Here is a 20,945-nt window from a genome sequence, read left to right as displayed (position 1 = left end):
GTTACCTCCCCAGGGCATGGAGCACGTGCGCGGACTTGGCATCCAGCGGCGTGATTTCGACTTGGTTTTCGATGTCGCGGAAAGACCGCATAGGGCCGAACTTGTAAATGGACTCTAGAGCGGTGCCTAGGTCCTTGTCAGCATTGGCTGCGTTGAGGTTTTGCAGTCGATGTAGTCCCCGGTTGACCTCCTCGTCCAGCTGCTTGCGAAATGTGGTAAGTACCCGGATGTCGAAATACGGCTGCACCGCAGGTGGTACATCCAGTGCCTCGATCAGCATGCCGCGCAGTTTTTGGCGCGCGATGCCTGTGGCGTCGTTGAGAACTTTGTGCAACTGGCTGGCACCGCGGTTGAGTCCTTCCCCCCAACCTGGCTGGAACTTGGCCCAGTTGAAGACCACCGCAGTGAAGACGCCGGGCAAAGTCCGCTGCAGCACATTGGGTGCAAAGCGGTTAATGGGAACTGAGTCAACCAGCTTGTCAAGGAAGAAGTGGTAATCCCCGAAGTTGAGGAAAACTCCCGACTCGAATAGCTTGCCCGCACTTAGGATCGATATGACGATGCCGGGTTGAGTGCGTCCACTGCGCGCGGAGGATTGGATGTACTCCGCCGTTGAGGGCGGCCAGCCGTCAAGTACCATGAAATTGAGTTCCGAGATGTCAACCCCGTGAGAAACAACACTCGTGGCCACAATATGGCGCATAGGGTCGCTGGGCGTCTTGGTTTCTACGTGGTGGATAGCTCCAAGAATGTCGTCTAGGGAGGTCTGGCCGTCAAGCAGTACATGGGTGCGCGGCTGTGCATATCTAGGGTTGAGGTTTTCGAGGTGCTCCCGGATGATCGTCGTCTGGCGCTTGCGGATCGCGTAGATCAGATCGGTGTTGAGGTATTTTCCTATGTAGTCGACGAGTTCCGGCACCCGAGCCGCAGGAAAGCCAAGTTGCTGGATAACTTCAGGATTCATGGCCGCCAGCCCCTGGAGCCAATGGTCGATCTGGTCCAAGTACCGTGAGGCGACCTCAGCGGCAGCGCGCTCGGTGCCACCACGCGTGAAACTAAGCGGCAAGACGCCAGCGAACCAGCGCCGAATCAACGGATCACTCCCATCCCTGCTGATACGCGCGTAAAAGGACTCTCCCTTTTTGGCGCCGGGAGCTGGAAAACGTCGGCCCGGCCGCATGTACAGATGAAGGATGTGGTTCTCAAAGTCTTTAATAGTGGCCGTGGCTGCCAAGACCTTCGATGCTTGGCCACCGTGGCCGACTTGCAAGCTCTGCAGGAGAGTCTCGTAGTGGGCATCGAAGTTGCCTAAAGACTCGCGCAAGAGGTGCAGTTCGTCTTGGATCAGGAAGGGAATGCCTGGATCGAGCATAGGCGCAAGCTGCAGCGTGCGCACCTTGCTGGTACGAGAGTTATTTCCGCACTCCATGGACTCGTATTCGTCCTGCACATTCTTGACGATGCGTTGGTGCCTGCATTTCGCCTCAGCGGTGAAGCCGTGTTCTGGACAGAAATGCCGGAAGGCTCCGAAATACCCTGCGAACTTCTCATTGTGGGCAATGACGGCAAGCTTATCGACTGTGCCAACTAGCACCGTAGGCAAATAGCGGTAGCACTCTTCGTCGCTAACGTAGATGCCGACTTCGCCCGCGATGCCCTCTCCGTGATCACCCAATGAAGCTTTCGTGTTGCTCCAGCACTCAGGGTTGTTGCAGCAGTGCAGCATGCGTGAGCGCGCTATGTCTGTCTTCATTCCTACTGAGCCAGCCTTGCCACAATACGGACAGTCGGTGATGAATTGGAAGCGCTGCAGCTGCTCAGGGGTCAAGTCGGGCAACCAGACTGCCGAGCCTTTGACTTCGGATCGGCTGATATTGCCTGGAGTGCCACTGCCGGTGTAGTAGCCTACTGTGAATGGATGCCCCTTGATGGACTCCCGACAGCGCAACATTTCTGCTTGAGCCACAACGTAAGAGAGACGCTGGAACTGCTGGGCGGAAAGCATACGTAGCGGAAAACGCATCCAGGCAGTGGTGCCATATAGCCGCCCCCGCACCCTAGCATAGAGCATTGCAAAGGCAATGATGCCTAGGTAGGCCTCGGTCTTACCACCGCCGGTGGCAAACCACAGCACGTCCGCAGTTTCGGCCACATTTTGGCGCTCGTGCACCATGCAGTGGCGCTCGTAGACTGACCTGACCTGTGTGAGGATAAAGCCCAGCTGGAACAGGTGCCAGCCATCAAAGGTCTTGCCTTGCAAAGCGATGGCTCGTCCCATGACTTCATTCATCCAGGCAAAGCACCGACGTAGATCCTCGTGCTTGCGCAGTAGTTCGACACCGTCGGTGATGAGCGCCACCTCGCGGTTGTAGGCCGCGCGGTCGTTCTGGACCTCCTTAAGCTCGGCAGCTTTGCCCGCTGCTTGGAGTTCGGCTTCCACTGCATCCCAGATCACATTGTAGTTCTTGAGCGCGCTAAGGAAGCCGTCGAGCACCTCAAGAGGCTTTTCCTTCAGCAAGGCAAAGCTCGCCGGCAAGGGCATGCTGACGTCTTTGGGCGTCGGGGCATCCACCCTAGGCTGCGCGAAAATCGGCATCGAATCAGTTCGGAATCGCTTTGGGCCTACCCTGTTGACCGCACAAGCTACGCCATAACCTGCCACTCCATCCTCGGGTTGATAGCGATAATCTTCGGGCTGCAAGCGGTGTGGTACATCGATTTGGCGTCCTTTATAGAGGTATGTCTCGAACTCGACATCCAACAGGCAGGGCTTGTTGAGGCAGTATTGCCGCCCGGTCGCTGAGTCATTGTTATTTTGCAAGTACACCTCAAGCAGATAATGCTGCCCCTTGCCCGCGAAACTGGGTGGTGGAGGACGTAACCGGACGCGAAGCACTATGTCATGCTCAAAGATTCCGTCTCCCTTAAACATGCTTTTGGCGACCAGTTTGGCTAAGTCCTCGTCAGTGGCACAATGGCCATGTTCCCAGGGAATAATCTGGCTGGCCCATCCCTTGTCGTTGACCTCACAAATTCTGAAGATTCGCAGGTCACTTTTCCAGACACTCTGCAACGGCTTCAATACCGATTCGAGTCTGTGTTCCTTCCAAGTGCTAAGTTCGTTGGTCTGCAGGGTGAAACCGATGTCCGAGAATGCAACGGTGAACCGTTTGAAGCAGTCTGGTACCTTCTGACGGCTCTTGTCGCCGTCCGGGCCTACCTGAACGTGCGAGAGCATGGTCTGGAGCGAGGGGATATAGCGGTGAGTGACATCGAATCGCCCTTCTAGACCAATGACTACTCGCCCCTGCTCATCGGGCTCGACCATAAGCACCATGCCCATGGCACTGGGAGCCTGCTCGCGGTGGTAATCTGGATCTGGGCGTGGTGCCAGACCACCTACCAAAGAGATTTCGCCCGGGTCCTCGTCGGTGATGATCCCTTCTGGCGGCAAAACTGCCTGAGACTTGCCGGTCATGCGCAAACGTATCGCTTCGAGTAGGCGCTGTGATATGCCCATCTTCTCCTTGTAGCTCAATGTCATAGAGTCTCCGCTCTCCCAGTAATTTGATCCGATTTCAATTTCTTAGCGTCGGCAAGTGTTCTCCAGCGTGGTGAACCACGACCTTGGCGCGCAGTGCATCCCAATGAAAGTGCAGGCGCAGCGTGTAGCGTGGATCGAACGCTCGCCCGAGCTTGATGTGTCGGGAGATGTCGACTTTCTCGCCCTCGTAGACGCGGAAGTAATGCTGCTCATGCTTCCCCTTGGTCACATCAGACATGTTTCCTGCGTAGGATGCTGGAATTTTGGCGAGCATGGCTTCTACGTCCTTGAGCGACTTGCTGTGGTCTGCAAGCATGGGGTAGAACCCATCAACTAGGACCTCCAATACCTTGCCAAAGGCTATTAAGTCTGCAAAGGGCGAGGTGCGCATGACACGCTCGCAGGCCGGGGTAAAGAGCAGCTTGCTGCCATGGCGCATGGCAAATTCCAGGGCGACATCCTTGATGGTCCGAGGGAGGAGCGCCCCTTGGTCCAGTGCTGGTCGCTCGATGCGCACCACCTTGCCGACTTTCACCATGGCATCGAACACATCGCGAGAGAATCGTCGTGTCCCGATCTGTACGGCCGAGACATCTCGGTTGCGGGAGACCGCGATGGCTCGGCGCAAGTCGGTGCCAATGCGGCGATGCTCGTTACGTATCACACTGATCGCATTGGCCACCATATCCGCCATCTTCTCGGCATTGGGAATCTGGGCTGAGTCCGCTAGCAAGCGGATGGCAGCAGGGTTCTGCGGTCCGATGACTCCGCCGTGGGCCCAGTTCTGTACGGTGTTGTTGTGTACATTGAAACGTTTGGACTTAAGGTGCTTGTTGAGCTCGGCTGCGGTCTTGAATTTCTCCATGCCAAGGTTGACATAGTCCTGCCACTTCTCTGCGATGCGCAAGGTTTGACTCAGCCCGTAGTTATCTTGCACAAACATGTCAAAGAGGTCGCGTTGTGTTGCCGCATGTTCCTCGCCGGTGACTAGAATAACGAGCTCATTGCCGATTGCGAGATCCTTGGCAAGACATACGTCGAGTTCCTCTCCTAGCAGTCGCATGACCTGCTGATTGACTCCCTTGCGCATAGGTTCTGCTCGTCCTTCTAGGTACAGAACTACGACATCCGGCGTGGGCTCGGACGCGAATTCGTCATCTCGCTGCACCGGCATGGGATCGGTTAGGAGTACGTCGAGCCAGTTATCGAAGCCTCGGGAGGCTCCGAGGGGTGCTACACGCATTTTGGGCGGGTATTCGCCATCGATATCAAGCAAAGTGAACGGCACGGCGCTATCGACGGGGTAATTGTCATCGATGAGCGCATCATGCAAATGCCCGTTTGACGGCCATTGCAAAGACCATAGGCGCTGTTTGTCACCATGCGGTGCGCTGGGCAGCGCGTGACTTTGCCACCAGGCCTGTATCTGGGCGCAGACTCGCTCATGTTCGAATGGGTGGCACAGAACGGTTTTCTTGCGGGCCTTTAGCCCCAGCCAGTGAATGCGGGACGGGTACAGCACCCCCGCGTAGATTGCTAGGTCGGCCTCCTCAGGCGCAACGGCGGTCGCACCATCCATCTGGGAAACGATCACGGCACCGATGACTTCGGGCCCGAGGCGGTCTTCGAGGTAGTTCTGCAAGATTTCCGCATCGCGTCGACCGCCTACCAGCACATTTACGCGCTGGCAGCAGATTAGGGCATCACTGCAGAGTTTGACGATGGCTTCTACACGTCCAGGCCTAGCCTCAGCCAAATCCTTCATCATGTGCTGAGCCATTACCATGATTTGCGAATGAAGTTCCTGAATATCGCCGCGGCGTCCCTTGAGGCGCGAGGCAATGTCAAGCCAGGATGCGATCATTCGAATTGGATAGCGGCCGCTCCGTATATGGCGGTGGGTACCTTTTTCGTGCAAAGGTAAAGGGACATTGAGGCAGCGCAGCGCACGGTCTACAGCCATTAGAGCTGAAAGTTCTTGTGAGCCCCCCCCCGTATCTTCCATCTTGCGCTTGAGATTCCATACCATAAACCCCAGCTTCTTGACGAAGGCGTCCATTACCGGATCGCGCGCAGCAACGACCTCGATGGGGGAGAGGAGATTTATTGGTTTGCCCGTATCGTGGCGTAACGCCACTACGTCTCCTAGGCGCGTGCTCCAGGCGTGCATGGGGAAAGGCTCGGCCAAAGCCTGCCCCGTGTAGCCCAGCGCCACAATCGGCACGCCAGGGAAGAATTCAGGTAACACCTTGATGAGGCTGAGCGAATTCTCGTAGCAACCCTGAGGGGTGGTCTGCACGATGATAGCAAAGGGCTTAGTTTTGGCGCCGAGTAGTTCCAGAGTTTCGAGCAGGTTGCCGTGCCCGTTGACAAGTAACGTGCGCTGGAATTCGGAAGGGTCTAGCGGCTGATTGCCGTCCACTAAGCGCGGGCGCATGACTGCGGACGTGCTAAATTCGCGCCACATTCGCCGAGGCCGCCCAAATACAATCAAATCTGTGCGGTGTTCGATTGAAATCGGGTTAAACCAGGCCGATCGTAGTAGCCCGCCAGCGGCATCCAGGCGCAGACGGTGCAGGTAGAAAGCTAGTCGAGCTAAGGTTGGCTCGCGTCCAATTGGCAGACTTAAGTGCACCGATTGTCCAAATCTCAGGAGCCGGCCCATGGCTGCCAAGGCCACGGCTTCCTCCTCTTGTGGGACGCTTAAGCCCTCATGCTCCCAAATCTCGGCGCCGCCTCGCAGCAGTTCTGAGGCGGTTACGGCGGGCCAGGACTGTTCGATCAGACCGCGCCAACCGATGGGCTTGGGCGCGGCTGTAGCTACCGCAGCTCTCACGCCAACGCTTCCTCAGCGCGTGCTACCGTCGGCTGCCATTCAGCGATTGCTCGCTGGATCGATGGGACAAAACCATAAGTGATCTCGCCTTCGCGATCGGCGTCCTTAGATTGCTGCTTGCTGTTGACCTCGATCACCCTTAGTGCGGCCCACCACCGCACGACTGCGTCAGCTTGGTCAGGCGTGATTGGAAAATCGGGGTCCTCGTCGCACATGAATTCGATGGCTGTTTGCAAGTCGCCGCGGGAGAAGCTCGTGAGCATGTCGAACTCCTTGAGCTTGCCGCCTAGCGGCAGCGACCACGGCAGGTTGTTCATCCCTGACATAGTCACGAACCTCTCGAAATCCTTGCCTTGCAACTGCGCAAGTGGCGTGAAGGTCTTTGATAGATCAGCCAAGCTGGAGGCAGATTTCTTCTTCCTGCGCGCCTCGATAAACTTCATTAAGTAGTCGTACCAGCCCTCAGTGGCTGAGCGCAGCAACTCGCCTTGTTTTTGTGTGGACAACATTTCTTGCTGCTCGAGCAAGCTTTCGCAAGCATGCTGTGTCCAGCGGTTGAGGTCGACTCGGCCTCCGATCTCGTCAGGCGCAGCGGTGAGCCAGGGGTGGGAATGCCAGTTCCACATGGCCTTGGGGCCTAGCAGGAAGACTAGACGTAGCGGATGCTTGAGACGTGTCGCCTTCGAAGCCTTTTCGTTAGCAATGCTGATCAGATCCATAATCCGATCGATCGAGGAGCATTCCTCGAGAGAGATCAGTACGACCGCCGGCTTTGCTGAGGCCCAGCTATCGATCGCAGTCTGGATGCGCTCGGAGAACTTATTAAGCTCGATCTTCGCTGTATCGATCATGACCTGCGTTTCGTACTTGGACATCAAGGAGCCAGACTGGAACTCGTTGATAGCGTTGAAGCCCTCCTGTATGGTCTCTATAGTTAGCCCTAGGGCCGGTGTGCCCATGACTAGGGAAACCGAATACTTGGGGGCTCCCTCGGGCGGCGTAGCTGATAGGATGATTCGTTCGTCTTGAAGGGACAGCGGCGATGGAATCTTGTTAGGGCCCGAGTCCGTGGCATGGCAGGTTAGGACGTCCTGCTCGTGATCCTTCAAGCCCTTGATGGCCTGTTGTAACTTGTGCTGGATGTCATCCATTGAGCCGATGAGCTGCAAGATGGATTGGTTGCGCCAGGCGTACTGACGCTTAGCCTTATCGTCCACCCGCAACACGCCCAGTCCGACAAGCTCCTGCAGGATGCTCTCGAAGCCGGACTCGCTCATTTGCTCAAACTCTTCAGGCACCCAGGTGCGTGCCACTTCCAGCGCCTTGCTGACCGTAAACTTCCCTATGCTCTTGTCGTATGCGGCGATCAGGCCATAGACCGCCACTGTGTAGCGTTTGTCTAGATTGAGCGTCATGTCAAAGCGCTCACCGGATAGCCGGCGCACATCGGAGTTGTTCTCAATATTTTCGATGTCGGTCTGGCGGATCGGGCGAATGCCGTCGGTTCGGGTGCGGTCCCGCCCCAACTGCTCCACTAACTCGCTGCAGAAAATGTGCAGCAAGCTCGGGTGTCGGTTCGTGAACGCCATCACGCGGTCGACTAACTCCGGCTCCTCAAATCGATAGCCAAGGGCGGTCAGCGGCTGCAAGATCAGACTGCGAGCATCCTGGGATGATAGGATGCCGACCTCTAGTGGACTGCCGAGCTGCTCCAAGGGCACGTTCGGATAGGTGCGGAAGCGGTTGACGTTGTTTAGACCGGCGAACACCACTCGGAAACGATGATGTTGATCGTTGACCAGCGCCTTGAGCGAACGCACCAATTCGAAGTTGGTCGCGGCATCCTTGTTGAGGACTGAGTCGATTTCATCGAGACAGAATAGGACCTTGGTAGTGCCTGGGCGAAGAAACTCCTGTCGTAATCTTTCTTCCGGATCCATCAGGGAACTGCCTGGGTTGTTGGGCAGGACCTTGTCGTCGATGAGCTTGCGCACCAACTGCTCGAACAGGCGCGTTTTTACATTGATACCGCGCTCGACCACATGCTGGAAGATGCCGTCCATCGGCATGTAGTAGGCGTGGTTGTGCAGCGGGTCGCGCTTCTTGAATTCCTGTACCGCGGCATTGAGCAACGTGGTTTTACCCAGTTGGCGACCGCCGTAGACCAAAGCCGCGCCCCGTGGCTCGACCAGCGAAGCAATGTCGTTTTCACGACCGAAGCGCATCTCGGGCGGCGCCGGTAAACGAGCATCTCCCTTGGTGTAGGGGTTGTAGAACGTCCAAGCGGCACTCACCCGGAGAAATGTCTCGAACATCACTTGCTGATAGCGCGCCGTGGCGACATAGGAGAGGATGACGGGATCCAGGAGAAATATGGTGCATTTGCGATCTCGGCAGAAGGTTGCGAATGCCTTGCGCTCTTCCGGACTCAAAGGATGCCCTACCATGAGGATGGAACGGTCTGGCTGGCCGTGCCGCTCGATGAGATCAATCAAACCGGCCTGGTTCCAGTTCCCTTGCACAAAGATAATGTTCAGAAGTTGGGAGGACCCGATGTCACCCTCGAAAAGTGGAAAGCCTTTGGGTAGAGATGGTCGCGAGATGCGCACCTTTAGGCGCCGGAAGTCGCCCGTAGGCGTGTACTCGCAGCTATTAAGAACATCCTCGTTGCCGATTTTCTGTACAACATCCAAGCCAAGGAACTGCAGCACCGAGACGATGTCTTCATAGGTGGCTCTCTCGAGCTTGATCTTCTTGTTCCTTCCTTTGCTGCGCCACTCAAGCAAGGTCTTAATGGTGTTCCTGAAGTCCACCTTGTTAATGGCGTAGTCCAGTCCGCCCGGGGCCTCGTCAATGACCCGCTCCCCAGCCTCGCGGGGGTTAAGGTGCTCGCCCAGCAGAGTCGACAGGGATCCCTCTACCTGCAGGAATGCGCTCAGCTCAGCGTTATCCAGCAGCGAGGTCGCCACTAAGCGAGCATTGCGTTCGCTGTGCTCCTTGAGTTGGTTGATGAGCTCGCGCACCAGTGAGAGATTGCGTTTATCCAGAGCATGGCGGGCACGTACATCCCAGCCTTCGGGAACGGCATCCTGCCCCAGCTTGACGCGGATATTCAGCAGTTCGCGGTCGAGTTCCTCTTCAAGCAGCGCTGCACTGCTGCTGAGGAGTTTTTCCAAGGAGCGGACCCGTTGTTGGACTTCTGTTTCGATGTCCGAAACGTCCACGTATGGCCTACGATCTGATAGTTCTTCGAGCCATTCATAGCCGAGGTCCACGTTAGCAAGGTGTTCGCCTTCGTTGATGATATCCACCGACATCGCTTGCAGCGAGAGGTTGCGGAACTGCTCGATCGCCTTCTTGAGCTCGGCGCGCACCCCAGCAATGTCGTTGCTCACGTTGTCGATTTCGGACGTGCGTGGGCTGCCATCCGACTCGATCTGCCGCAATAGGAGGAAGCGCACCCAGTGCGACTGCTGACGTTGGGCTAGAGCTAGCATGTCTGCCAGCCAGTTTGGCGATGTCAAACGCATGGCGAACCACTCCAGGCGCAGGTCGACCCCCACATCCCCCATGTCAAGCTTGGCCAAAGTCTCGGACAGACGGAAGGTTGCGTCGGTCTGGTCAAAGCGCCAGGTGTCGTGCGAATCTGCCTTGATTTCGGCCTGAAGCTTACGAAGGGCCTTCAGCAAAATGATGCTGCCGGCGCGGTGTTCCAATTCAGCATGTCCTGGGTGGTTTTCCAGTGCATGGATTGAGCGCTCAAGTAAGGTGTGGAACTTCTGCAGGAACTCCTGCACCTCGTTGAGGCGCACGTCGGGTGGCGCAACCTCCAGCAGCCAGGCATTGGCGATCGCGATCAGGGCATCGATTTGGCGACAGAAGGTAGAGTAGGCGTGGCTGTCGATGTGGTCACTTACGGGCGAATCTGCCCGAATCTCAACGACAAGATCGTCCAGCAGGCGGCGCGATTCCGCATACGAGGAATATTTATCCACAAAGCTGCGAACAGCTGCACTGTCGCCAGTTTCGCCTTCCTTGATGGCTGCTATGGCCTGGGCCAGAATGGGCCGGTCGGAGCATTTACGCAAAGCCAGCCTTAAAGCGTGCCAGCGCTTGGTGCGCTGCTGGTTTACTTGCACCCAGGCGTTAACCTGGTCCTGTAGCTTGGCCACAGCCAAGTGAACCTGCTGTCCCTTCTCGTTGCGCAGCAGATCCAAATCAAGGCGACCTCCGCGGAGAGAGAAATCCGCCGTGTGCGTAATCAGCTGGCTCAGATGACCCAGGTGATCATCGAACTGGTCGGCTGCTAAGCGCAACAGCGTAGCTGCCTGGGTTTGACTACCAGCAAAAAGCGCCGGCTGCAAAGTTGCGCATACTAGCAGGTAAGGCACGAGCCTACCTGTGGGCTTGCGCTCAAGCTGGTCTTCTAGGTCCTTGTGATTGAGGAGGTTGAGGTCGCGCTGGGTGAAGCTCAGCGCCTCGCGGTCTTTCGGCCATAGATTCATGCCATAGAAAGCCGAACGTAATAGTGATGCGTCTAGCACCCGGTCGTGTACCAGGGTAGACTCCCCCGCATCGCGCAGAATCTGGGCTGCAACATTGAGGTGGCCTGCTTCGATCCAGTGCAGCGCTACCGCCTCGGCGATGTAGCGTGGCACTTGGGAATACTGGTCATAAGCGATACGAAACGCCTGCTGGGCTTCTTCCCTGGATTCTGCCCAACGCAGGTGTTTGAGTGCTTGGTTGACTCCGACTACCGCCGTTTCCTTATCTGCAAAGACCTCCTGCGTCTCGTCTTCCTGCTCTACTGACTCGGGTGACACCAATGCTAGATCTGACTCAGATGGGGTCTGCGCCACGGGCTCATCATGCATTTGCTTTTCTGCGATCGCCTGGGACTTAATTTGTGTAGAGAACGCCGGTGAAAAAGGTGCCAAGACAATTTCTGCTACAGACAATGACTCGATCTCCAGAGCGGTCTGCGCAGGTGGGGGCTCCACGACATTTGTTGGTACCAGGGCCTCAACCAAGACAGGTGGAAGGGCTGGTGGTCCCTGCTCGGCGATGGCCTCGCTGATCGTCTCTTGAAACAGCTGCTTCGTCGTTGCAGCGTCATGTGCCGGTTGTACTTGGGCTTCCAAGGTGGGCAATGCCGCTAATACCGCTTGCAGATCTTGAATAGCGTGCGGGTTAAAGCCCTCCACATCGACCTCAATGTCTTGCAGTAGAGAGGTGTCTTCCATTAAATCGTCGAGCGTGCGGCCCTCTGGTACTAAGCAGTGGGCGGCCTCCACGCGGATCGTTTCAAGCTCCTGATGGGCGCTATTGATCTCGTTGGTCTTGTGGGTCTCCTTGGCCTTGAGTGAAGCACGGGCGGTGAACTTCGCCTGGGCCAGCTGCTGGCGAATCTCTTCAATTTCGGCAGTCGCTGCTGAAATGCGCGCCTGTTCAGCCTCGAAACGCTCCACGAATTCGGGTAGATGCTGGCGCTCGCTCAGGTTAAGTTCGAACCAGGCCTTGGGTCGGCCGTCCTCCAGTGCCGAGACCACGGTGATTCTCCAGGCTGAACGCAGCACGGGCACAAGGTCGCGCAGATCGCTGTTCTCAAAAGCCAGAGCCTTGGCCATGTGCAGTACTGCATTACAGTAGCGCTCGATGAGCATATGCACCTCTTCAGGCGAAAGCCGAGACTGCAGGTCCGCCAGACGTTGCAGATGCTCATTTAGCAACTGTTGGATGCGATGTCCTGCTTCCGGCCCCGCGTGCGGGTTGGCCTGAGCCTGATGACTAATGTCGCTGATGAAGACGTAGAGCTCGTGCAGCGAAGCTGGAGCTTCCTGCTCTGCCGGATGGCCAGCAGCAGGAGTTGTGTCAGATACGATTGGTGCGAGCACGAACGGTGCAGAAGCTATCTTTGCGCTATCCGTTCGTCCGGCGGGAGCTACCGGTGCGGGATGGGCTGCCAATGATAGGGAGACTGGATTCTGAGAGGCCTTATCGGTGAGCTGGGGGCTGACAAGCTTCTGATGCACCTGGAACTTGCTGAGCTCGTCGTGCTTGTCGTTCTCGCTCAGCTGTTGCGGCAGATCTAGCGGTGCCGTCTTGACGCTCGACGTCATGGGCTCCATGGAAGCCGGAGTGGAGGTTACAGAGCTGAAAGCGCTGAGCCCGCGGAATGTTAGGTAATAGTCAAATACCCCCGGCTCAATGGCTGCCACGTCTTCAAGAGCGGCTTTTCCGAAGAAGGTGAAACCCGCGAAAATGACTTCGGCCACTAGTTGCCTGGCGCCCACACCCATTTGCCCCCAGTTGGCTAGGTCGTTACGAGCCTTGAGCCAGGTTTCAATGGCGCACTTGCACATCGTTTCGAAGGCGCGATCCACCGTGGTATTGGCGCGGTTTGCAAGAGCTTGGACTTTAACCTGATGAGGCTTGTAATCCTTGTGGCGGCGTACCGCCAGCAACCCCGCCAGTTTTGCGTTGAGATCCTCCTCCTCTAGCTTTTGCACCTCAACCAGGTCTCCCTCGTTGCGCAGATGCCAGCCTTCGTCGTAGCGTGCCATGGCATGTGCCTCGGGGCTGACATTTTTGTCGCCTGAAAGCATGAAATGCAGGCTTAGGTTGCGATAGTGCAGCATGCGCGACACAAAGTGGGTCAGGCGCTTTTCACGCGAGAACGCTAAAGTCAGAATCAACTTTTCGTTGCGCATGCTCCTTGGCAGGCCGAAGTGCTTCTGGAAGACCTCCGGACTGGATTTGCCTGAAGCATCGATGTGCCAAAAATCGGGAATGCCTTTGGTGTTGTTGGAGATGCTCTCAAGATCAATCTTCGGCATTTTTCTTCCATTCACGGGTGCTGAGTTTTTGCTCCGGACTCTTTGTCTGAGGCGCTCGGCAAGAATCAGGTAGTTTCCTCTAAGACTTCTAATTATTACACCTTATTCCAAAGCTATATGTACAGGTAGTAATGTGAAAAATTTTGGATGCCAACGTCGTCCCCCCAATTGAATCGGCCCCGATTTGCTAGATACCTCGATGACTGTTTTCTTATCGAAAACAAAGATTCTTGATCCAGATCTGAATGACAGCTTCAGCCGACGACCTACTGCTACTCTAGGTAGGGTATCCGGCGGGTAGGCTGCAGTTCGGCCTTAGCGGACAAGCCGATGGTGCACCCCCGACGTCCGCTATCGGCCACAAACCATCACTTCCGTTCGCAAGGCTGGTGACCGCTTCGGGAGAATCGCCGCGGCTTACCGCTGATCCACCGACCTCCTCCATTAGACCGTCCGACGGCGAACGGCTTATCCCTTGCCCTTTGCGTGGTCTCCGAAGAGCAGACTCCCAGTGCACCAAACGGCGTGGATGAATCGCCGTCCTTTCTGCAAGGCAATGTTGTGTTTCCCGCTTGGCCCGTCATGGCCTAGTGATGATTATGTGAAAAAACCGCATCATTCATATGATGCTGGCAATATTTAACGGGTATATTTACCCGTTTGCGGGCGGTTTTACCCTGCTTGTCTGGCAAGGGGAGCTGCTAAATTTCATAAAATCAGTGACTTGTGTGATGGTTGGTTGCTGGCATCTCTCTTGCTGTAGTGATTGGTATGCCATTAATCATTAAGGGAGGTTGCTTTTGGCTTTGCTTCATTACCAGAGTCTAGGTGTCCGACGGCCAGACATCCTTATGAGGAGCGCTTTCTTTGGCTTGAAGACGTTCTACGACTTTCTTTGCCGAACAAAAGACTATATGGAGAGCGATGCCGCCGTGAAGCGGCTCGCTTGGAAACCTGGCGTCGCACCAGACGTGGATGATGTTGATCGTGTGCGTGGTGTCTGGGTCCAACTTGAAGAACCCAAGGACCGTCCGAACGAGCCTGAGTCAACGTTCCGAGCATTCATGGACGAAAACGTCCACGATGTGTTCGAGCTACTTGAAGATGATAAGGCTGGTGATCCTGGGGATCGGCGTCGCAACGGGCGGCGGAGGTTCACGGAGGAACGTAAGCTCCTGGTACTGGATCGTGATCCCGAGACGTCGCAGCTTCTACTTGATCGCCGGCCTGCTGGCGCTCAACTACTCCTGCGCCCAAACACGCTCACGCTGCACAGGCAGATTCAGGCCCTCCAAGCGCTGCAGAATGCACCGTCATCGTCCCATGGCCCGCTATTGCGACTAATGGAGTCCGCGGATCACGCCCGCTGGCCGTCCTTCGAACCGGCCTGTATCGACGACGAAGGCTGGATGGTGCTCACTGATGAGAGGCGCCCTGGGACCGATGAACAGCGCCGCTTCGTTGAGATCGCCATGGCGACACCCGACTTCGTGTTTCTTGAGGGACCACCGGGGTCCGGCAAGACGACTGCTATCTGTGAGTTGGTCCTGCAGCTCGCTAAGGAAGGTAAGCGGGCGCTCCTCTGCGCCTCAACCCATGTCGCGGTCGATAACGTCCTTGAACGGCTGATGGACGAGCGGAATCCGCACCGAGACCTTGTTATCCCGGTGCGCATCGGCGATCGGAGGAACGTCTCCGAGAAAGCAAGCCCCTGGCAGCTCGAGCGCTTTGTGCGGACGGAGCGAGAGCGACTCCTTCGGCACCTAGAGGGTCGCCGGGACCTCACTGAGTCGCAGCTCGCGCTGCTCGATGCTGTACGACATGGTTCGACCACGATTGAGCGCATGGTGCTCAACGCGGCAAACCTAGTCTGCGGAACGACTATCGGCATTCTGCAGCACCCGGACGTCAAGGCCAATGGACATGCGGCCGCGACGTTCGACGTGTTGATCGTCGATGAGGCGTCCAAGACAACCTTTCAGGAGTTCATCGTCCCCGCGATCCTTGCAAAGCGTTGGGTTATCGTTGGTGACCCGAAGCAGCTATCGCCATATGTGGATGACGATGCGATGGCTGTAAACGTCGAAGCGTGCCTTAGCGACGAGGTAACTCGAAACGCCTGCATTGACGTCTTCTTGGCCGGCCAAACTGACTCAAGAAGGAGACGGGTTGCTGCGATTGCGGTCGACGTGCCCAGTACACTCGACGTGTATGTCGCACAGGCAGCCGCCCGTGAGGTCGATATAGCAAATGCACAAAGCGATGATGAGTTATGGCGTGCTGCGGTCATCGTTGGCGCACTCAACGACCTTGAGGCCCGTGTTGAGGAGCTTCCGCTCGACGTTGTGACCGTGCGGCATAAAGGAGAGGAGTTACAAGCGCTTCGACGGAGGGCCGAGGCGTGGCTGTGCCTCTCTGAGCGCGGTCGCGAGGAGCAGCCTGAGTGGGCGTCCGAGGTTGCATGGAGACTCGCACGCCTCTACGAGCAGCGTTTCGCTCATGAGGCTGAGCCCACTGAGCACCGCACGCGCTCGACGAGCCAGCGGCTCCGCGATCAGATCGATGATCTCCTGCCGGCTGCGGAGACCAGCACCGACACGGAGATGGTCTGGAGGGAGATAGATCGCGTACGCCGGGTTGCACTCCCGTCGATTCTCGAATCGCTCCGATATGGCTTCGAGCGAGACCCTAACACTCGTAAGGGGTCTGCACTTTCAGATGGGCTCCCGACGCAAGCGATTCGCGCACGCCATGTGCTTCTGAGTACGCAGCACCGCATGCACCCTGATATCGCCGCGTTCTCGCACGAGCACATCTACGACCGAGAGGCACTCTTCACCCCGGACAGTTTGGCGGCAGAGCGCATGTGGGGGTTCGGGCGCCACGCTCGCCGAGCAATCTGGCTCGACGTCCGAGGTGGTTTCAACAGCAGCTTCAACAAGAACCCCGTCGAGGCACGGGCGGTTATCGAAGAGCTTCGCGCATTCGACCAGTGGGCTGAACATAACCCGTGTATTGAGATCGACCGAAAAACGGGTGAGCGGCGAGAGCGCCCCTGGGAAGCAGCAGTGCTGACATTTTACCGAGGTCAAGAGCGCGAAATTCGAAATCATCTGAGGCGCTGGGCACGACAGGGAAAAGGGATGCGCCACTTTTCTCTCGGCCCCAAGGGGCGGCCATACCTAGTAGTCGAGTTGTGCACGGTCGATCGCTTCCAGGGGCATGAGGCGGACCTCGTGATCCTCTCGTGTGCCAGCGCGCGCCCAACTAGTTTCCTCGAGAGTCCGAACCGGCTGAATGTTGCGCTCACGCGTGCGCGTTACCAAAGGATCGTAATCGGCGACCGTCACGCCATGATTAGGGCGCAGGCGAGCTTGCTCGGGGTTTTTGCGAAGAACGAAAAGTGGGAAAAAACTTTGAGAAAGGGCTCGCTGTGAGCGGCAAGAAGAGCATAAAGAATTTTTCTGATCTTGGTGTGCTGACCAGCAACGCGTCAGACGCAGAAAGCATCAGTGAAATCGGCGTTGTATCGGGTACTAGCATAGCTGGCATCCATCAAAATGGTCTGCCTTCTATTCGCCTTCAGCGCTCTATCAAAATTTACTGTTGGCGAGTGATTGGGAAGATCGCCAAGGCGGCCAAGCGGGCCGAGCTGATGCCTGTGCTTCTGCGGGTGCGCGAATGTGGTACAACTCACGCCGGAGACATTGCAGAGCACTTGTTCTTTGAGGCCAGATCACGACGCGTCGTCGCTCAGCGCTTGCTGGACCTGGCAGAGCGCTACCGCCTGCTTGAGCAGAGGGATCGTGGCTATGTCCTGACTGAGTCAGGGCACACAGCGCTAGCGACGGAGCAAGTCTTTGTTCCCGAGCAAGGAACATGGACGATATGGGCCAGTGACGACCCGCTGCTTGCCACTCCGATCCTGCGCGTCGAGCCTTGGGTGGAGCCGACGGCTTACGAAGAGGTCTTGGGCAAAGAGCGAGACAGAGTTCGCGAGCGGCCATTTGAGAAATTACCGCGTTGGGTCCGTGACGCGGTTGGTGTCGTTTCTGTTCCGCTCGTCGGTGGTGTACAGCTCCGCATCGATCACCTCGAAGCCGAGGGTGAAGCGGTGAAGGCAGAGACAATGTTACGAGCAGCATGGGACGTGTCCGGGGCTCGGTTAAGGGTTGACGGTAAGCTCGGCGACGCTCGAGTGAACACCGCGATTAATCCACCAGAAGTCAGCGCTGAAGCCGTCTGGATGCAACTGATACAGACCGAGGGGCTTTGGTCACATTGGGATGCTATGGAGTTCGCGCTGCGTGTCGGTTTCGACGACGCGACACCGGGCGAGCGAGAGTCCCTGATTCGGGCAGTGGTGTTCAGGAGCCCGAACATCACGGGAGTCGGTGCGTTCGACCCCACAACTGTCGACAGGGTCTCGCTACGGGCACGGACAGATCTTGATGCCAGTCGTTGGGCTGAGTGGAGGCTTCGAGCGCGTGTCCGAGATTACGCGACTGTAGATCGTTTCAACGCATGGACGACTGATGCGGTCGCGCCGTTCGCTGAGTTCCGCACGGTTACACCTACTAGGGAAGTACTTGCTGATGCGGCCAGACGACAGTGGACGAATCGACCAACACCTAGTGCGTGGCACCTAGTCGCCGCAGAGGACTGGAGTTTGTGATGGCCACCATAAATCAAGAAGTTTGGCAAAAGTCGTTCGAAGAGATCATCGACCAACGGCAACAGGAGCTGCCACCTGTTTGGGTTTCAACCCAGAAGACCACAGTACTACGTGATGAGCGAGGCAACGCGGTATTCGAGTCTGGCCGAAACCGAGAGATGGCGAATGCCGTCGTTTCTTTGCTCTCGCAGGCTCGCGAGAAGGTCGTAATGTCGAGTTTTCTGCTTGCCGACAAGCCGGTAGAGGACGCCATCCATCAGGCGGCTGTGCGAGGTGTCCGTGTCTACGTCCTGCTCGCCTCCGAAGCGCGCCTCGGTCGCGAGGAGAGCGAAGAAGAGTTCGAAAAGCGCGTGCTCGAGCAGCACAAGGCGATGCTGACACGCCTCGGCGGCCATGCGCTCTTTCGCTCCGCGCCGCACTTCCACGCCAAGGTCGTCGTGATCGATCCCGATACGAAGCCGGCGGGAGTCCTGCTCACCGCGAACCTCACGGCCGAGGCGCTTGAGCGGAATGAGGAGCTCGCCGTCACGCTCACCACCGCAGAGGTGGTCGACGTGACCAGTTACCTCAAGTGGGCGATGTGGGAGTCGGCCGAGCATGAGTTAGTGGATCCCAAGGATCGCTTCAAGTCGACGCGCCCACTCGGCAAGGTAACGCATCCCGAGGCGGGCGGGGTGATTGTCGCAACGACGGCGAAGACAAACTCGCTCTGTACAGAGGTACTGCAGCTCATTGATGGAGCTAGATCGCGAATTGTCGTTAGCAGCTTCGGTTGGGACGAGAACCACAAAGTTGTGCAGCGGCTCTGCACCCGAGCCCGCGAGGGGGTGAATGTCACGGTGCTCGCGCGGGTACGGCCGTCGTCAATGCCGGCGCTCCTGTCGCTTGCGCAGGCCGGTGCCACCGTGCTTGGTTTTCGCTGGCTTCATGCCAAAGCCGTTTGGACTGACTCTGGACACGCGCTGGTCATGTCCGCGAACCTGCAATGTGATGGTTTGGATACTGGGTTCGAACTTGGCGTCCGCCTGACAGACTGCCGTGCACAAGAGGTGCTCGACCGGCTTACGATCTGGAGCAGTGCCGCGCCTTGGAGGCTCGAATCTAAGCCACGCCTCGGTGCTCTCTCAGGATCGGTGATGCTATGGCAACGGGGACAGCTAGTCGACGTAGATATCAAGGCTTCGGTCGACGTGGACCTCGGCGTGATCACGGCCGCCTCAGCCGCGATGCTCGAAGCACCGAGGCCGGCGCTCCCTAAACCCGTCGACCTTCCTCGACTGGCCCACGAACTGCGCTGCATCTGGCGTGTGATCGCCCCAACACTTGCTGCGAAGGCGAAGGAGCAGCTACGTCCATCCGAGGGGAAGGATTGTCCTCCATTGTCTTATGAGCCGCCCTTGTTCCGTGAGCCTGGAGGGCGTCTTGTGGTAGCTGTGAGTTCTTTCCGTGAGTTAGAACAGGCGTGCGTGCTGATGGCTGAGGCTAATGCGGCTACCGTTGTACTCGGCGAGGGAGCGAACCGATGAGTTGCAGCACTGGAACACTTCTGTGCTGGCACTCCGAACGTGCGGGGGGCGAGGTGCTCGAGAACGCCATCAAGGCACTTCGGAATAGACATATCGATATCGAGCGCGTGCTTTACCTCGTCCAGGCTGGCCGTGAGCGAGCGGTACCTGCATTCGTCGAGCGAGCGGGGATCGAGCTTATTGAGATTCCTCTTGACGATCCGACGCTGCACGCCGGGATCTACAAGCAGGTGTGTTCGCTAGTGCTGCCACGCCTTCGTGGTCTTGAGGGGAGCCTACACATCAACGTGTCTCCGGGAACGCCAGCAATGCATAGCGTGTGGCTTATCCTTCACGCTGGTGGTGCGCTCCCAGATGGTACGAAGCTGTGGTCCTCGCAATTCAGCCGCGAGACGAGGCGGCCCCGCATTGACCCTGTGGATTTCTCAATTACCACCTACTTGGCCGAGATCCACCGCTTTGCGCGCTGCGAGCCTGCTCTCGCGGTCTACGAGCCGCAGGCTCGCTCGGCCGCGCGCCACGTGGCGTTCGACCATCTCGCTAGGTATGCGCTCGTCATTGGAGCGCCGCTGCTCATCCTCGGTGAGCGAGGGACGGGCAAGACGCGATTGGTCGAGACGTTCGTTGCGACGCTAAAGGAGCGGAAGAAGGTTGTCACCGTGCCATGTGGAGGTCTCGACTCTGCTCTTGTGGAGAGCCTGCTTTTTGGACACCACAAGGGCGCCTTTACGGGAGCCGCTGTTGACCGTCCCGGTCTCCTTGCCGAAGCTGACGGAGGCATCCTCTTCCTCGACGAGGTGCAGGATCTACCGCAAGCAGCTCAGCGGAAGCTCGTGCGTGTATTTCAGGATCGCCAGCGTCGCTACCGGCCGCTCGGCAGCGATCGTGAAAAGACCGTAGATGTCGAACTCGTTTGCGCATCAAACCTGCCTGTCGCAGAGTTGCGCGGGCGCCTTGATACAGACCTGTTCGACCGCCTCAGCCACCTTGTCGTAACTGTGCCTCCCCTCCGTGAGTGTCGGGAAGACATCAAAGAGGACTGGGGGAGGGTCTGGCGAGAGATCCGGCAGCGGGAGGACCTGCCCGAGGACGCGCCGTGGTCACGCGACCTCGAACATGCACTTCGTAGCCACATGTTGCGAGGCAACCTTCGCGACCTTCAGCGCCTTGCTGTGCTCTGCATGGCTTGGTGGTCATCACCTGATCCGAGTCCGGGGATCCGTGAGGCACTGATCCAGTGGGAGCGCTTCACATTGACACCGGAGCACGAGAGCAGCGCCCATGGGGAAGGCTCCCGCACTGAACGCATCCATTGGTTCCGTGCTCGCCTCGCGCGGTGGGCAAAGGAACAGTATGGTACGTGGGCTGCAGCAGCGGATGCCCTCGGTTGTGATGAAAAAACGCTAAGACAGGATTCGATATACGGAAAAGTCTGAAATCCAGCGTAAACAGGTCGTTACTTTCCAACATACTGTAAGACCGCTTTGGCCGATAAGCGGCCCCGCTACCACCATGGCTGTATTTCCCA

General features: G+C 57.4%; 7 protein-coding genes. 4 read left to right on the top strand and 3 right to left on the bottom strand.

Going from position 1 to position 20,945, the window contains the following annotated elements; translation table 11 throughout:
* Position 1: 1 nt before the first annotated feature.
* Genes ACK4FZ_RS02230 through ACK4FZ_RS02220 form a run of 3 tightly spaced genes read right to left on the bottom strand, consistent with a single transcriptional unit; the run spans position 2 to position 13,216 of the window.
* Positions 2–3,544 carry a helicase-related protein gene (locus tag ACK4FZ_RS02230; RefSeq protein WP_409818096.1) on the bottom strand — a complete coding sequence of 1,181 codons (3,543 nt, stop codon included), beginning with the start codon at positions 3,542–3,544 and terminating at the stop codon, positions 2–4.
* Positions 3,545–3,578: 34 nt separating this feature from the next.
* Positions 3,579–6,380 carry a hypothetical protein gene (locus ACK4FZ_RS02225; protein WP_409818095.1) on the bottom strand — a complete coding sequence of 934 codons (2,802 nt, stop codon included), beginning with the start codon at positions 6,378–6,380 and terminating at the stop codon, positions 3,579–3,581.
* Positions 6,377–13,216, bottom strand: coding sequence for a hypothetical protein (locus ACK4FZ_RS02220; protein WP_409818094.1), 6,840 nt, complete (start codon positions 13,214–13,216; stop codon positions 6,377–6,379). Before ACK4FZ_RS02220 ends, ACK4FZ_RS02225 begins: the two co-directional genes overlap by 4 nt.
* Before the next feature lie 872 nt (positions 13,217–14,088).
* On the opposite strand from ACK4FZ_RS02220, the gene ACK4FZ_RS02215 reads away from it, so the two are divergent.
* The 4 genes from ACK4FZ_RS02215 to ACK4FZ_RS02200 are packed head-to-tail and all read left to right on the top strand — an operon-like array spanning position 14,089 to position 20,853.
* Positions 14,089–16,653 carry an AAA domain-containing protein gene (locus tag ACK4FZ_RS02215; RefSeq protein WP_409818093.1) on the top strand — a complete coding sequence of 855 codons (2,565 nt, stop codon included), beginning with the start codon at positions 14,089–14,091 and terminating at the stop codon, positions 16,651–16,653.
* Positions 16,650–17,891 carry a hypothetical protein gene (locus tag ACK4FZ_RS02210; protein WP_409818092.1) on the top strand — a complete coding sequence of 414 codons (1,242 nt, stop codon included), beginning with the start codon at positions 16,650–16,652 and terminating at the stop codon, positions 17,889–17,891. Before ACK4FZ_RS02215 ends, ACK4FZ_RS02210 begins: the two co-directional genes overlap by 4 nt.
* A complete protein-coding gene (locus ACK4FZ_RS02205) occupies positions 17,891–19,417 on the top strand; it encodes a phospholipase D-like domain-containing protein (protein ID WP_409818091.1) in 1,527 nt (508 codons plus the stop codon). The genes ACK4FZ_RS02210 and ACK4FZ_RS02205 overlap by 1 nt, the downstream gene beginning before the upstream one ends.
* Positions 19,414–20,853 carry a sigma-54-dependent transcriptional regulator gene (locus ACK4FZ_RS02200; RefSeq protein ID WP_409818090.1) on the top strand — a complete coding sequence of 480 codons (1,440 nt, stop codon included), beginning with the start codon at positions 19,414–19,416 and terminating at the stop codon, positions 20,851–20,853. The genes ACK4FZ_RS02205 and ACK4FZ_RS02200 overlap by 4 nt, the downstream gene beginning before the upstream one ends.
* Positions 20,854–20,945: the final 92 nt, after the last annotated feature.

Origin of the sequence: Vogesella sp. (assembly GCF_046297735.1) — a bacterium.
GTDB lineage: Bacteria > Pseudomonadota > Gammaproteobacteria > Burkholderiales > Chromobacteriaceae > Vogesella > Vogesella urethralis.
Note: the sequence above shows the minus strand (reverse complement) of the source record. Positions and strands in the feature narration are given on the sequence as shown.

Excerpts from the sequence above, each read along its gene's own strand:
- ACK4FZ_RS02230 (WP_409818096.1), bottom strand. The coding sequence starts at position 3,544 with ATGACATTGAGCTACAAGGAGAAGATGGGCATATCACAGCGCCTACTC.
- ACK4FZ_RS02220 (WP_409818094.1), bottom strand. The coding sequence starts at position 13,216 with ATGCCGAAGATTGATCTTGAGAGCATCTCCAACAACACCAAAGGCATT.
- ACK4FZ_RS02205 (WP_409818091.1), top strand. The coding sequence starts at position 17,891 with ATGGCCACCATAAATCAAGAAGTTTGGCAAAAGTCGTTCGAAGAGATC.
- ACK4FZ_RS02200 (WP_409818090.1), top strand. The coding sequence starts at position 19,414 with ATGAGTTGCAGCACTGGAACACTTCTGTGCTGGCACTCCGAACGTGCG.